The 13,215-nt window shown below is 39.8% G+C and carries 11 protein-coding genes; 3 read left to right on the forward strand and 8 right to left on the reverse strand.

All coding sequences use genetic code 11. The features are described from left to right. The first annotated feature begins 176 nt into the window (after positions 1–176). A complete protein-coding gene (locus VM932_RS03825; RefSeq protein ID WP_326277246.1) occupies positions 177–2,348 on the forward strand; it encodes an endonuclease MutS2 in 2,172 nt (723 codons plus the stop codon). A 486-nt stretch (positions 2,349–2,834) separates the two neighbouring features. Here the strand turns inward: VM932_RS03825 and VM932_RS03830 are convergent, their stop codons facing one another. Next, a complete protein-coding gene (locus VM932_RS03830) occupies positions 2,835–4,070 on the reverse strand; it encodes a glycosyltransferase (protein WP_326277247.1) in 1,236 nt (411 codons plus the stop codon). A gap of 615 nt (positions 4,071–4,685) precedes the next feature. Then, positions 4,686–6,197 (reverse strand): DEAD/DEAH box helicase, encoded by a 1,512-nt coding sequence (locus VM932_RS03835; RefSeq protein ID WP_326277248.1) that lies wholly within the window; start codon positions 6,195–6,197, stop codon positions 4,686–4,688. Between the two features lie 243 nt (positions 6,198–6,440). Between VM932_RS03835 and VM932_RS03840 the strand changes: the two genes are divergently transcribed. Beyond that, positions 6,441–7,304 carry a sigma-70 family RNA polymerase sigma factor gene (locus VM932_RS03840; RefSeq protein ID WP_100818963.1) on the forward strand — a complete coding sequence of 288 codons (864 nt, stop codon included), beginning with the start codon at positions 6,441–6,443 and terminating at the stop codon, positions 7,302–7,304. A 595-nt stretch (positions 7,305–7,899) separates the two neighbouring features. On the opposite strand, the gene VM932_RS03845 is transcribed toward VM932_RS03840, so the two are convergent. Together VM932_RS03845 and VM932_RS03850 are read right to left on the reverse strand one after the other, a co-directional pair. After that, a complete protein-coding gene (locus VM932_RS03845) occupies positions 7,900–8,253 on the reverse strand; it encodes a hypothetical protein (RefSeq protein ID WP_326277249.1) in 354 nt (117 codons plus the stop codon). Positions 8,254–8,265: 12 nt separating this feature from the next. Then, the gene (locus VM932_RS03850) at positions 8,266–9,048 is read right to left on the reverse strand and encodes a hypothetical protein (protein WP_326277250.1); all 783 of its coding nucleotides are present in this window, start codon (positions 9,046–9,048) and stop codon (positions 8,266–8,268) included. 127 nt (positions 9,049–9,175) lie between these two features. Between VM932_RS03850 and VM932_RS03855 the strand changes: the two genes are divergently transcribed. Continuing rightward, positions 9,176–10,459: a dipeptidase gene (locus tag VM932_RS03855; RefSeq protein WP_326277251.1), complete on the forward strand. Its 1,284-nt coding sequence runs from the start codon at positions 9,176–9,178 to the stop codon at positions 10,457–10,459. Here the strand turns inward: VM932_RS03855 and VM932_RS03860 are convergent. The 4 genes from VM932_RS03860 to VM932_RS03875 form a co-directional block, all read right to left on the reverse strand. Then, positions 10,456–10,875: an acyl-CoA thioesterase gene (locus VM932_RS03860; protein ID WP_326277252.1), complete on the reverse strand. Its 420-nt coding sequence runs from the start codon at positions 10,873–10,875 to the stop codon at positions 10,456–10,458. The two genes, VM932_RS03855 and VM932_RS03860, sit on opposite strands and share 4 nt — an antisense overlap. 171 nt (positions 10,876–11,046) lie before the next feature. Further along, positions 11,047–11,946, reverse strand: coding sequence for a DUF72 domain-containing protein (locus VM932_RS03865; protein ID WP_326277253.1), 900 nt, complete (start codon positions 11,944–11,946; stop codon positions 11,047–11,049). A 449-nt stretch (positions 11,947–12,395) separates the two neighbouring features. After that, complete coding sequence (locus VM932_RS03870; RefSeq protein ID WP_326277254.1) at positions 12,396–12,701, reverse strand: type II toxin-antitoxin system RelE/ParE family toxin; 306 nt, start codon at positions 12,699–12,701, stop codon at positions 12,396–12,398. Positions 12,702–12,703: 2 nt separating this feature from the next. Continuing rightward, the gene (locus VM932_RS03875) at positions 12,704–12,925 is read right to left on the reverse strand and encodes a hypothetical protein (RefSeq protein WP_293163163.1); all 222 of its coding nucleotides are present in this window, start codon (positions 12,923–12,925) and stop codon (positions 12,704–12,706) included. Positions 12,926–13,215 lie beyond the last annotated feature (290 nt).

Consider the following 13,215-nt stretch of genomic DNA (forward strand, 5'->3'; position numbering starts at 1 on the left):
CACCAAAAAATGCAGCAAGATAACGCCTGCAATAATGTAGATCACGGTATTGTCAGTCCTCACTTTAGTACAAATTTGAGTATGGAATCAAAAGTACGCAAAGCGAATTGTTTTTACCAGATGCCCACCTTCAAAAACCCTTCAAAATCCTATATTTGCGCTGCTAGTAGAAAAAGATGCGAAACATTCACCCCAAAACACTTCAAGATCTAGAGTTCCCAACGGTATTGACACAAATCGCTGCGCGATGCAATACCGAATTGGGCAAAGAGGAAGCCCTGGCCATAAAACCGTTCCAAAATAAGGAAGAATTGATGGCTATTTTAGGGCAGACTTCCGAGTATTTGGCCTCTTTCTCCAACGACAACCGCATTCCCAACCATGGTTTTGACCACATCAACAGCGAACTGGGGCTGCTCAAGATTGACAACAGCACTTTGGAGATTTCTGGCTTTAGAAAGATTGGCGGCATCTGCAAGACCGTCGCTATCCATCAAAAATTCTTTAAAAAGTTCAAGGAATATTACCCATTACTTTTTGATAAAGTGAATACCTTGGAGCTTCACCCGGAAATACCCAATGCCATTGATGATGTTATTGACAAGTTTGGGGAGATCAAAGACTCCGCGTCGGATGAGCTGAGATACATCCGCAGTCAGATCAATGAAGTGCGCAGCAAAATCAACCAAAGTTTTAGTGCGGCCCTTGGGCGTTACCAATCCTCGGATTTTTTGGATGAAATCCGTGAGTCCGTTGTGGAAAACCGTAGGGTATTGGCCGTAAAGGCCATGCACCGCAAAAAGGTGAAAGGCACGGTAATGGGCACATCCAAAACAGGAAGTATTGTGTACATTGTGCCAGAGGCCACCCTGTCCTACACCAGAGAGCTTAACAATTTTGAGTTTGAGGAGAAAGAAGAAATCCAGCGCATCCTAAATAAGCTCACCGACGAGATTCGACCTTATTTGGAGTTGTTACAGGAATATCAAAAGCATCTTTCCGATACAGATATTACCGCAGCCAAAGCAAGGTACGCGAGCGAAATGAACGGTTTATTGCCGGAAATCAATGAAGAGCGGGAACTGTATCTTCGGGATGCCTACCACCCGTTACTTTATCTTTCCAACAAACGAAAGAATGAGAAAACCTGGCCACAGACCATAAAACTGCACCAAGAGAACCGCATTATAGTAATTTCCGGGCCTAACGCAGGGGGGAAAAGTATCACATTAAAAACAATTGGACTGCTTCAAGTAATGCTTCAAAGTGGTATGTTGATTCCCGTGCACGAGCGTAGCTCCGTTTGCTTTTTTGATCAAATTTTGACGGATATCGGAGACAATCAATCCATTGAAAATCATTTGAGCACATACAGTTATCGACTCAAAAACATGAACCGCTTTTTAAGAAAGTGCAACGATAAAACCCTGTTCTTGATCGATGAATTTGGTACGGGCAGTGACCCCGAATTGGGCGGTGCTTTGGCGGAAGCTTTTTTGGAAGTGTTCTACGAGCGAGAAGCTTATGGGGTGATCACTACTCACTATGCCAATTTAAAGGCTTTGGCCAACGAACTGCCACATGCCACCAACGCCAATATGCTGTTCAACTCCAAAACCTTGGAGCCTACCTTTCAGTTGGTTTTGGGCGAAGCGGGAAGCTCCTTTACATTTGAGGTAGCCCAAAAGAACGGCATCCCCTACTCCTTGATCAATAAGGCAAAGAAGAAAATCGAACGCGGAAAGGTACGGTTTGATGCCACTATTGCCAAACTCCAAAAAGAGCGCAGCAAAATGGTGGAAACAGGCTCCAAGCTCAAGGAAGAGGAGTCCAAGGCCCGTGAAGAATCGGAACGCTTGGAGAAGCTCAACTCCAAGATCAAGTCCAAGTTGGAGAGCTACCAAGAAATGTACGATCACAACCAGCGTATGATTCAGTTGGGCAATAAATTGAATACCGCTGCCGAGAAATACTTCATTGACAAAAAGAAGCGCCCGTTAATTTCCGAGATGCTCCGCATTGTGGAAACGGAGAACAGCAAACGCAAAAAAACCACAGCTAAAAAAGCAAAGGCCAAGCAACAAGAGAAAAAACAGGTGGCCGAGGAGCTGGAACAAAAGATCAAAAAAGTACGGGTAGAGAAAAAAATCAAAAAAAAGAAAGAAATCCAGGCTGAAAAGAACAAACCCCGTCCCGTATTTAAAATCGGTGACCGTGTTCGTTTAATGGACGGCAAGGCCGTGGGCAGCATTGACACGTTGGAGAAAGGCAAGGCCGTGGTGAATTACGGTATGTTTACCACCAACGTAAGCGTGGACCAATTGGAATTGGTAGAGGCTAAGAAGTAACAGATTTATTCCTACGTTGTGTTCTTCAACAGGATAAAAAGCAGAACTTAAATTATCCAATATGCTTTTTTAAATAAATTGGATTAATCATACTGAATTTCAGTAATTTAATTGTGTATTAAATAATAAAACAACTCTGAACTCGTTTTTGGATAAAATATTTTCCCGTGAATTTTTTAAATAAGGAAATAGAATCGCGTACCAAACGAAAAAAGTCACAATCACTTATTAAGAGGCAGGTTTCTTGCGGAAGCTTTCAAGATTTGGAAACTTTGGACTTGGACAATCATAAAAAACATCCCTTAAGAGCTAATCTTTAAATTCTTGAGATTCTTGCAAGGGAACTTTTATAACGATTCATTGTCGAAAATTTGATAGCCAGCCCTACTTCTGAAAACCTACTACAATCATTAGTTGTTTGTTGTAGCTGCTCCCTGGGTGATAGGTTAATGGCATGTCCATACAACTTTTTAAAGCCATACCGCACTACTCCTTCTTCTTTGCTTCAATCCATTTCGCCATATACTTGGTGCTGGCCATGGTTTGATGCTGTAGTAATTTCCCTATAAAATTTTGTGTACGATGGGTTTGCAAAGCTTTGCTTAGTTGTTGTAACCGTTCTTTTAATCGGGTTTGCATGCTTTCTTTGTCATAAAAGGTTTTGAGCAATTCACTTCCTCGCCGTTGGGCGTTTTCCCAAGCGGTCGGGTTTTGGTGCAAATCCACTGCGGCTTGGGCAAACCTGTCCCAATCATTAGTAATTGTACCGTTCCAAGGCAGGTCGCCGTGCATACCCTCCGCGCCAACGGATGTGGTCACGTTTGGGGTGCCCGTTTTCATGGCATCCAATAATTTTCCTTTGATTCCCGCACCAAATTGAAGCGGTGCCAGTAGTACTCGGGCATTTTGGAGTACTGCATCTACGTCTTCTGCCCATCCGTGTACATAAAAACGGGTTTTGGGGTTGTCCATTTCGTTTAATTGTTGGGGTAAGTATGCTCCATAGATGTGCATTTCGGCTTCCGGTAGTTGTTTGCGTATCCTGGGCCAAATCTCTTGCTTCAAGATGTGAACGGCATCCACATTGGGTGCATGTTTTCCGTTGCCAATGCTTACAAAACCTCTTCGAGCATCAAAAGGAACCAAATTCTCCGTGGACTTACTGGAAATATCAACCATAAATGGTAAGTAGAACAACAATTCAGCAGGAATCTTAAGTTCTTGTTGTAGAATTTCCGTTTCGTAGGTGGAAATCATCAAACTTAGGTCACAACGGTAAATACTGGCCACTTCCCGCAAAGTCATCGGGTGGTTTTTCCAATGTTGTAATGTAAAGGATCCCTTCTTTTTATGGGCCTCTTCCCTAGCCTTTCGCAGCGAGTGTAAATCTTCGGTATTCAGTATGCAGATGGCATTCGGGGTAAAATCCGCTACGCGCCATCCAAATTGTTCTTCCATCATAAAACGATCAAACAACACTATATCGGGAGATAGTTTTTTTACAAATTCATCAAAACTGGAATGGTTAAGCTGTATGGGAACCTCCCGAATCCCCATTTGTTGCAAGTCTAAACTGTACTCGGTTGTACTGGCGGTACTGGCAAACGTAATTTTATAACCAAAGGTTATAAAGGTTTCCAGCAATTGTTGCATTCGGCTGCCGGCAGCCGTGGTGGTGGGCTCGGGCCATACATAACCGATTACGAGGAGTTTTTTTTGCATGTTGGGTTAAGGGTAATTGGATAAAAGACTATGTTTTAATGGGTAAAAGTAGTAAGTGTGAATACAATAATCAAAGACATCTCGACTGCGCTCGATGTGACAAGGATCAAATTCAAGTTCAAGAACGCAGTAAGCAGTGGGCAAGTTGGCAGCCAACAAGTGTCAAGTACAAGAACAAGGATTTAGGAGCAAAGATACAGGACGCTCTTTTTTACTGGTAGGCAAACCTAAAATAAAAAGCAAAATGTAAAAAAGCAGCATTTGTATTTGACGCGAATGACACCAATTTTAGAAGACATTTTGACTGCGCTCGATGTGACAAGGATCAAGTTCAAGCATCAAGTACAAGTTCAAAAATGCAGTAAGCAGTAAGCAGTTGGCAGTGGGCAGTTGGTAGTCAACAAGTGTCAAGTACAAGAATAAGGATTTAGGAACCAAGATACACGACACTCTTCTTTCTGGCAGACAAGTTCCAAATAATTAAACCTGAAACCAGACCATAAAAAATAGACAAGAGACAGGGAACAGAAACCCGAAACACCAATAACTCAATAACCAAATAACAGAACTCCTGACATCGAGCACCGAGCATCAAACTTCCAAACTCAAAACCAACTACATCCGTGCTGCAAACATTTTGGAGATACTGGAACGGAGTTTTCGTTCATAATCTTCTTCCAACCACTCCTTGTAGTTTTTGGTGTTGTTCATAATGCAATACGAATACTGCTTTACACGATAGGAAATCTCATCTTTGAGTTCCTTGGCCAAAATACGGGCATCGAATACATCTTCGCTATTTTCCACACATATTTGGGCGTGTTGTTCTATACTTTTTTCCAGTACAACCTTGGATTTTTTACCTTGCGCGAATATTTTTTTGTACTCCGCTTTTACATCAAACGTAATGTTGTCGGACTTACTAAATTTGGCACGGAGCTCATTGGGCATCTCGTACACAAAATCACGCTCAATCTCCTCATCATTTTTAATGTTTTCCAGATAAAAGTCTGGAAAGTAAAATATTTCCTGCCAATCCACCGGTGCATCCCAAGGGCCAAAACGGGCAATGTTGTTACCCATATCAATAACGTTGAACTCATCTTTGTTAGGCAACACCCTGGAGCCCCGTCCTATCATTTGAAAATATAAAGTAAGCGAACGTGTAGCCCTATTCAGGATAATACTCTCCACGGTGGGCTCATCAAAACCTGTGGTTAAGATACTTACCGAGGTTAAAATAGCGTCTGGTGTTTTGGCAAACCAATCCAGAATTTCTTTTCGCTCGGTAGCTGTATTCTTGTTATCCAAGTGCCTAACGTTGTAACCGGCCTTTTTAAAGGTCTCGTACACATACAAGGAGGTGTTGATACCGTTATTGAAGATCAGTGTTTTGGTGCCCTTCGCAATTTCTTCGTAAGCGGTGAGCAATTTGCCCAACATACTGTGAGCACTGTAAAACTCATCGGAAGACTTTACGGTATAATCTCCATTGATGCCAAGTTTCAAGGTCCGTAAACTAACATCGTAATTATAAAGGTTGGCCTTGGCCAAGAACTGTTTGTCTATCAACGATTTTATGGACTCCCCAATGATCAAATGCTTATAGTTGTCCTTCATGGGAAGTTTAATGTTGGAACTCAACGGTGTTGCCGTTACGCCCAAAATTGTGGAATCCTCAAAATATTTAAAAAGTTTCCTAAAGGAATTGTAGTGGGCCTCATCAATAATAACCAGACCAATATTGTTGATTTTTACTTTTTCTTCCTGTAACCGATTGTTCAGTGTTTCCACCATGGCCACAAAGCACATATAGTTGTCCTGGTCGTAAAGTTCCTTGACCTCGCTGTTAATTACCTTATTGGCCACTCCAAATCCTTTGAGCATTTTGGAGGTTTGTTTGCTGAGCTCAATACGGTGGGTAAGCACCATCACCTTTTTACCGGTCTGCTCAATAAACCTTCGGGTTATCTCGGAAAAAACCACGGTTTTACCACCTCCAGTGGGCAATTGGTACAAAATATTGGTGCCCTTAGGAAGTTTTTCCAAGTGTTTGAAGATTTTGTTCAGGTCTTCTTCCTGATAATCGTATAATGTTTTCTTCTTGATTTCTTTGTTTACCTCCAAAGGGAAATTGCGTTAAGGGTTCTTAAATAAAAAACCCTACAAAATTAGAGGTTTTTTGCGCTTGAGACCAATACTCGGAGGCTTTTATATTAAAATAGTATCAACAACCCTTGTTGAATCCTTTTTTTCGTGATTGATGTATTTGCTTATAACATTTTGATAACAATAACATTTTGGACTTGGAAAAATGGAGATTATAATGTATAATGTTAGCTTATAACACTTGTTAAACCAGATATAAGAATGAGGCAGCTAAAAATCATTAAACAGGTCACGAACCGGGAATCCAAATCACTTGATAAATACTTGCAGGACATTAGTAAAATTGATCTGATCACCGCGCAGGAGGAAGTTGAGCTAGCACAGAAGATTAGGGCCGGAGACCAAGCTGCCTTGGAAAAACTGACGAACGCAAACCTAAGGTTTGTGGTCTCTGTGGCAAAGCAATACCAAAATCAGGGCTTAAAATTGCCCGATTTGATCAACGAGGGGAACGTTGGCTTGGTAAAAGCTGCCAAACGATTTGATGAAACCCGAGGATTTAAATTTATTTCCTACGCGGTTTGGTGGATTCGCCAATCCATTCTGCAAGCCTTGGCAGAACAATCCCGTGTGGTTCGATTGCCTTTAAACAAGATCGGGTCCATAAACAAGATAAAAAAAACATTCTCTTACTTGGAACAAGCGCACGAGCGTCCACCGTCTCCCGAAGAAATTGCCAAGGAATTGGACATGACGGTTTCCGAGGTAAAACAATCTTTGAAGAATACTGGCAGGCACGTATCTATGGATGCTCCTTTAAAAGAGGGAGAAACATCCAATTTGTATGATGTGCTAAACGCTGGAGATTCCCCAAAACCGGACAAAGGTTTGATGCACCAGTCTTTGAACACCGAAATAAACAGGGCTTTGGATACACTATCCCCAAGAGAAGCCGATGTGGTAAGATTGTATTATGGCATTGGCGACCAACCCTCTATGACCTTGGAAGAAATTGGCAGCACCTTTGACCTGACCAGGGAGCGTGTGCGTCAAATCCGTGAAAAAGCAATCAGAAAATTAAGGCATACCTCAAAAAGTAAGATATTAAAATCTTATTTGGGATAAGATGCTAAATGGTTATAAATGAACTGCTATGGATTTGAAATCCATAGTTTTAAGGAAAAGAATTAAATTCTTTGTCATCTTGAAGTCCTCCCTTAATCCCTCCAAGGAGGGAAACTTCTCCCCTTTGGGGAGATTGGAGAGGGAATCTCCAAAAAAATTATAGAAACTAAAATAACTGCAATAAAATTGCGGGGTTTTAACCTTTTAACTAGAAAATAAAAAAGGGGATGTTGTAATCAATTCAACATCCCCTTTTCCATGATATTCACTTAAAAAACATCACGATTTGCTCAAAAGACTAATATCAAAATCGGTGAGCATGTCTTTCAAATCTTGAATAAAATTTAAGTAGGCCGTGTTTTCTTTGTTATGGTTTTTCATGGTAACAAATTTTGGGTTGTCTGTCAACTATAGGTAATCAAGTTCGGCAAGTTCGTTTACTGCCAAAATTTCGTTCAGTTCTTGTAAAAATGCCAAGTATTCTTCGCCGTAGGTATCGTATAACATGGTAATCTTCGGTTTTTGTTCGGGGTTTTAGGTATAACGTAATTTTATTTTAAAGATTATATTGTTCTTATAAAATGTGGTAAAACCCCTACTTTGTGTTTAAAATATCCAGTTCTACCTCAAAATCAAGGTCTTTGTCCACTTTGCTTGGCCTTATGTTGAATTCATCATAAATAAAACACAGGTTCATCGGTAACCTTCGTCGTTCGGTATCGGACATTACACCCAATTTGGATTGTAATTCATTTTTGATTTGAAATGCTTTATTACTGATTTTTGGGTTTTCATGGGATTCCAACTCAGAAAGAAAAGGAATTTCTTTCCTATCCCCTACTTCTAACATTTCATCCAACAACATTAATTGGCAATCAACATCCTTGGTGTGTTGAAACAAGGGGTAAAATATACTTTGTAGATACGCAGGAAGTTCGTTGTTCAGCATGTTGTAGGTATTTTACATTGTTCGGAACATTTCCATTTCAAAATCTATCTGCTCTTGTACACGCGGATATTCTTGAAGAAATTGGTCATATAAAAAAGTAAGGTGTTTTACGTCCTTGTCTGTTTTGCAGAGCCTGGAAACTTGTTGGGTCACTTCCAAAAGGCCGAAGGTTTTCATCATGCGCAACGATGGCATTATTTTTTGGCACGCAAGCTCCAGTTCAGCAAAGTTTTCACTCATTAGATTAACCTTGGCACTACCTATAAATTCCCAAACGTTCTGTTTGAACATGCAGACCAATTCTTCCAATAGGTCCATCTGCCCCATGCAATCTTCCAAAACAGGTTTAAGGTCAATCTTTTGTCCAACTAAACCAGCTTGCAAGCTTTTTTCTATAAATTCAAAATCGGTAGACATGCTGTCGGTATTTTTATCAGAATGTTGAGCTTTATCACCCTGCGGATTCTGCACCAGTTTTTTAAGTTCCGTCATAATAGCACTTTGTTCATTGGATAGAGGGGTATCTTCCATTGCTCTGATAAGAGCTAAAAACTTGGTGTTATCGGATTCGGTTAATTGTTTGTTGTCCAGGCTTTGTACACCTATTTTTTGGTATATATTTTCAAGTTGTCTCATTTCTGAGACACCAAAAACCTTGTTCTCCAGTCCCATCTTAAAAACTTCAAAAGATTTTTTAAGCTCTCCTGCCTCCACAACGCCCAATTCCTCATAAGAAAATGAACTTAATCCTATTTCCAGTTTTTCCAGATATGTCAACAATTCGCGTGTTCCCAATTCTTTGCTTTAATCAATTATCACTAACTAAAAATGTTGATTATACTAAGGGATTACAATTTATTGTTCCGTAGCATTCGGATTTTGTTGTCAAATTGCGTTATTTGTATGTGTAAAAAAACCAACCATGAAATATTTTTATCTATTCTTTAGCCTTACCCTATTGATTTCTTGCGGAGAAAAAAAAACTGAAAACTCAGAAACCTTGGAAGAAAAAGCCCAAAGGATCCACGATTCCGTAATTACGATTGATACTCACGACGATATCAACGTGCAGAATTTTACGGACAGCATCAATTACACCCAACGACTGGAAACCCAAATCAATATTCCGAAAATGGAGGAAGGTGGATTGGATGTAGCTTGGCTTATTGTTTATACAGGTCAGGACACATTAACCGCCGAAGGTTATGCCAAGGCTTCCGAAAATGCCATTTCAAAATTTGAGGCCATCCACAGGCTTTGTGAGGAGATTGCGCCAGATCAGATTGAATTGGCATTGACCTCCGATGACGTGAGAAGAATTGTGGCGTCAGGCAAAAAAGTGGCCATGATTGGTGTGGAAAATGCGTATCCGATCGGTGAAGATCTTTCCAAAATTGAAGAATATCAAAAACGAGGTGCCCGCTATATGTCCCTATCGCACAATGGCCATAGCCAATTCAGTGATTCCAATACAGGAGAAAAAGACAGCGTTTGGCTGCATAATGGCTTAAGTGACCTGGGTAAAGAAGCTGTTGCCGAAATGAACCGTGTTGGAATAATGATCGATGTTTCGCACCCATCCAAAGAAGCCATGAAACAAATAATCGAGTTGACCAAAACTCCCATTATCGCTTCGCATTCTTCGGCTAGGGCACTTTGCGACCACAGCCGTAATTTGGATGATGAACAATTGATGTTGATGAAAGAAAATGGAGGCGTGGTGCAAACCGTTGCCTTTAGCTCTTATTTGAACACCGAAAAGCACGAAGCCCGTTCTGCCTATATGACCGAAGTATATAAAAAAGTAGCCGATTCATTGGATGTTGCTTGGTATGAGCGTTCCCAGTTCTCTTCTTTGACCGATGAGCAACGTGAGGAATTTTTTGCTAACTACGGTAAAATCCGAAACATTGGTGAAGAATTGGCCGAAACCGACCCCAATGTGCCACCCGCGGTAAATGTATCCGACTTCGTGGACCACATTGACTATATGGTTGATTTAATCGGAATTGACCACGTGGGCATCAGCTCCGATTTTGATGGAGGTGGTGGCATCGAAGGCTGGTCAGATGCTTCTGAAACCTTCAACGTAACCTTGGAACTGGTGAAACGGGGCTATACCGAAGAAGAAATAGCAAAATTGTGGGGCGGTAACCTGTTAAGAGTGTTGGACGAGGTTCAAGCCGTGGCCAAAACTTTGAACTAAGAAGCGGACCTTTCTTCTTCTTTTTCTTTTTTGGCCAAACGGTCTTTAACGTATTCTATTTTCGTTTTCCCGTGGGCCTTGGGATTGCCATGCTCATCTAGATTGACCATAATAATATTGTCCACCGTAACAATGCTCTCGTGGGTCATCTTATTTCTAACTTCGCAGTTTAAGGAAATTGAGGTAGTCCCAAATTTTATGACCTCAATACCAATTTCTATGATATCGCCTTCTTTGGCAGTACTCATAAAATTGATTTCGGACATGTATTTGGTTACAATTTTTTTGTTCTCGAGCTGAATGATGCTGTACAATGCAGCTTCTTCATCTATCCAAGCAAGGACCTTACCTCCAAACAGCGTTCCATTGGCGTTCAAATCCTCTGGCTTCACCCATTTTCTTGTATGAAATCGCATAATTGAAACTTTTAGAATTCAAGTGCAAAGTTAGCGGAATCCTTTGAAGGTTTTTCCTGTTAATCCCTTTAATTGATGCGAATTATGAATTTAAAATATTTACTACAGACCAAATACTAAGTGAATAATTTTAAATGCCCAAGATTTTGAACTTGATCAATTTGAAGTGTTTTAACTGAACAAATCCTTTTGTGGGGGCAAAGTGGTCTTGGGAATGTGCAGATCAAAGCCCATTTTGTCGTTTAACTGTTTTATAAAGTATGCAGATAACAAAGGAGACTCCAACTCAAGGTTCTGATGTACAAAGAAATGGATGTTTTCCAATCCCATGGACATCCAAGAAGACAGGCGTTCAACCCAATCATCCAAACGAGGGTAATCCGATTTGTGATTGGCACCCACATATCGAATAAAGGCCTCGTTTTTGGTCAGGCGCATGTGCATAAGATCTCGCCTTCCTGCTGTATCCACCAAAATATTGGCAATGTTGTTTTCTTCAAGCAAGTGATACAATTCCTGCGCTACTTTTTCATCGTTGAACCAGTCGGTGTGACGAAACTCCATGGCCAATGGAAACTCTTTGGACCAATATTCCACAAAGCGCACTACCCTATCCCAGTTTTTGGGTCCAAAATTGTTGTGCATTTGCAAAAAGATGGTTCCCAACTTTTCCCCTAGCAAAGCGGTCACTTCCAAATAGCGATCCACGGATTCAAGTGCTTTATCGTTCAAGCGGCGAAGATGGCTCACCTCGTTGGTCATTTTTGGAAAAAATTTAAAACCTTCCGGTGTTTTGTCCCGCCATTTTTCATATTGTTCTGCAGGAAAAATACGGTAGAACGTAGCATTTAGCTCAATACTGTTGAATTGCGAAGCATAATATTCCAATTCGTCTTTTGTTCCTCTCGGGTAGAAATTCTTTAGATCTTGCCTGTTCCATTTGGCACAGCCCACATAAACTTTTGTTTCTGAACCAGTTTTGTTATTGGATAGCACCACGGGAGTATCGGGGTGGTCGGGTGGTATGGTGAAATCTATGTTTTCTGGGTGGTCTACTTTTCCGAATTTCATTAAGACATCTTTTTATTTAATAAAGGTAAAGTTTAGGAAAGGTGACTCCAAATAAAAACCCCTACCATTTTGGAGGGGCTTTTTTCAACTTATATGGTGTTGTTAATGATGAGGAATCTGTATTTCATCGATAACAAGATTTTTTTTTAAGATGTGATATCTGAAATTGAAAAAGGGCTTTTTTTATATGGTACCGTGAAAAATTATTTTTTTTATTAATGATTTTTTCGCATGTTGACCGAATAGGTTTTTTTAAAAAGGATATAGGATTTTTGAATAATGCAATAGCTAAAGGATAATCTTTGAAGAATTCCAAAAGTGCTTTGCCAAATTCCAGAAGGCTAGTAAAAAACTCTATCCAGGTTGTTACTTCCACAAAACTAAAATAGAAATTTCCTTTTCAACCATCATGGAATCAGGTCAATAGTTTTCAAAAAGTTATTAACCTTTTATTTTATCTCCTTATTTAGTTTAGAGGGATTTTGCCTGTTATCAAAGATTGTAACTATAAATATCGTTTTGGAATTAAAACGGTAATACATAGTGGTCTGTTTGGAGATTACACATTTATACAGTCCAAGCTTTTTATCAGATTCTGGAAAGATATTAGGGTCGCTCTTAATCAAGTCAATGGATTTATCCAATTTCTTGACAAAATCCAACTTAACTTTCAATGACCAATTTTCCTGTAAGTAGTCTAAGAGTTCTGAGATTTTCTTTTCTGCTGTTTTAGAAATCTTGACCTTTCTGCTCATTCTTATCTATGCTTTGCCATAAACGAGTCAAAGTCTACAACATCTCCATTTTCAATTTCAGAAATTCCTTGATTTATTTCAGCTTGTTGCTCGGTAGTCAATTCATCCCAAAAATCAGTTGAACCTTCCTTTTTGAAAATTCGTTTGATTGATTGAATAATCTTGGGGTCATTAGTATTCAACAACATTTTTACCAGTTCTATTTTTTCCGCTTGAATATTCATAATCAATATTTTGTAGAAACGAAGATAATGAATCTTTTAGATTGCTAATGTTAACAGTAATATGACACCTGTGATTTTTAGAGGGCATGAACAATATTTTTGATATATTTGGTTCATGTTACTCTTCAACAGATTTATTAAATTCTCCAAGCTATTCAGATATTGGGTGATGCTCGAATTCTCCATCTGTGTGCTATGCCTAATCATTTATTGGATTTCTAAACTATTATAATTCGCCCTTATTTTTAAGTTGTTCATAACATCGTTGACAACTATTGCAATATTTAAAA

It is taken from the genome of Flagellimonas halotolerans (genome assembly GCF_035818535.1).
In the GTDB taxonomy this organism is placed as follows: Bacteria; Bacteroidota; Bacteroidia; order Flavobacteriales; family Flavobacteriaceae; genus Flagellimonas; species Flagellimonas halotolerans.

Excerpts from the sequence above, each read along its gene's own strand:
- VM932_RS03830 (WP_326277247.1), bottom strand. The coding sequence starts at position 4,070 with ATGCAAAAAAAACTCCTCGTAATCGGTTATGTATGGCCCGAGCCCACC.
- VM932_RS03855 (WP_326277251.1), top strand. The coding sequence starts at position 9,176 with ATGAAATATTTTTATCTATTCTTTAGCCTTACCCTATTGATTTCTTGC.
- VM932_RS03875 (WP_293163163.1), bottom strand. The coding sequence starts at position 12,925 with ATGAATATTCAAGCGGAAAAAATAGAACTGGTAAAAATGTTGTTGAAT.
- VM932_RS03845 (WP_326277249.1), bottom strand. The coding sequence starts at position 8,253 with ATGCTGAACAACGAACTTCCTGCGTATCTACAAAGTATATTTTACCCC.
- VM932_RS03860 (WP_326277252.1), bottom strand. The coding sequence starts at position 10,875 with ATGCGATTTCATACAAGAAAATGGGTGAAGCCAGAGGATTTGAACGCC.
- VM932_RS03840 (WP_100818963.1), top strand. The coding sequence starts at position 6,441 with ATGAGGCAGCTAAAAATCATTAAACAGGTCACGAACCGGGAATCCAAA.
- VM932_RS03865 (WP_326277253.1), bottom strand. The coding sequence starts at position 11,946 with ATGAAATTCGGAAAAGTAGACCACCCAGAAAACATAGATTTCACCATA.
- VM932_RS03825 (WP_326277246.1), top strand. The coding sequence starts at position 177 with ATGCGAAACATTCACCCCAAAACACTTCAAGATCTAGAGTTCCCAACG.
- VM932_RS03870 (WP_326277254.1), bottom strand. The coding sequence starts at position 12,701 with ATGAGCAGAAAGGTCAAGATTTCTAAAACAGCAGAAAAGAAAATCTCA.